1 protein-coding gene is annotated in these 1199 nt (G+C 37.5%); it reads right to left on the bottom strand.

Translation table 11 applies throughout. The features are described from left to right. Window positions 1-577: 577 nt before the first annotated feature. Window positions 578-1042, bottom strand: a complete 465-nt coding sequence (locus I656_RS00200) for a transposase (RefSeq protein ID WP_033006966.1) — start codon at window positions 1040-1042, stop codon at window positions 578-580. Window positions 1043-1199: the final 157 nt, after the last annotated feature.

Genomic DNA, 1199 nt, shown 5'->3' with positions numbered 1-1199 from the left:
GGGAGGGTGCGAAATGTGAGCTTTAACATGGTGTATTGCAATGAATTCTTTGGATGCCTACGAGGGAAGATGGTGTACCTTCTATATGTGCTGTATTAGCAGGCATATAGTGTCCTCCGTAAGGGACACTTTGGACATCCCTATATGGCTACTTCCCTTGTTGAACAGAGGAGGGCGGCTTGTTTCCTTTGAGCAACAACGGCCAAAGGAAACAAACAAGAATCCCCCACTTCCATCGTCCATTAGCCGGTAAGTGGGGGTAGTTCGATCCTTTTTGTACAGGAGGTGTTTGAATAATTAATGCGTTCCTAAAAACCCGTACATAAATAGAAAAGTAAAGATAAAGGTTAATACGGCACCTAGTATTGTTTGATTAAGTGTGTTTCCATTACTGTGTAAATTTTTTTAAAAAGCTTGCTAAATTTAAAAACCACAAAACACCTATTATTGGTAAAACAAGTAAGTATATATATTCCATTTAAAGAACTCCCTTTTACTTGTTAAGTATAGATTAATACAAAAGTTATTAAAATATTTTAATTTTTATTCTTTTCTCTAACAAGATGGTGTTGCAAAACTAGAGTAAAAACTCGAAGTTATGTATAAGGATGCAACATAACACATGCAGTACATATCGATGAAATCCATACCATCTTGGCTGTTCCAACCCGTCACTCTTTAACTCATTAAATACTCGTTCAATCTCTTTGAGCAGCTGTGCATGAAAAACAGGAAATCCTTGTTCCCGGAACCACTTCGCCGCACGGGAAAACGTAGAAAGGTGAGGGACTTCACCAAGCCCACAGGCCCGTTGAAAACAGCGAAAACGCTGCAGGATGCGCACTAATTTTCGCAAGGAATCAATGGAAAAATAGGTTTTCAAAAAGAAACATTTCAACAACGATTTTTTCGACACCGGCCGTCTTCCTGTCACATACGGTGTTTCCGGCAATGATAGCGAGTCGATATACCGAAATAATGCTTCTAAAATTGGGTCAATTTCATAAGTCCATGCATGTTCGCTGTTCCAATTGGAAATCATAATAGTGTCCACCCCTTGGAGAGTTGTTTTTTTTTGATCACTGTATATGATTTCCAAGGTGGTGGATTTTTTATGTGCATTTATGCATTCGTTATGCGTTTTGCAACACGTTCATATATTTACATTAATTAAAAAAAGTAAATATATATATTTACAA

The sequence above is a fragment of the Geobacillus sp. WSUCF1 genome (genome assembly GCF_000422025.1).
GTDB lineage: Bacteria > Bacillota > Bacilli > Bacillales > Anoxybacillaceae > Geobacillus > Geobacillus zalihae.
Note: the sequence above shows the minus strand (reverse complement) of the source record. Positions and strands in the feature narration are given on the sequence as shown.

Excerpts from the sequence above, each read along its gene's own strand:
- I656_RS00200 (WP_033006966.1), bottom strand. The coding sequence starts at position 1,042 with ATGATTTCCAATTGGAACAGCGAACATGCATGGACTTATGAAATTGAC.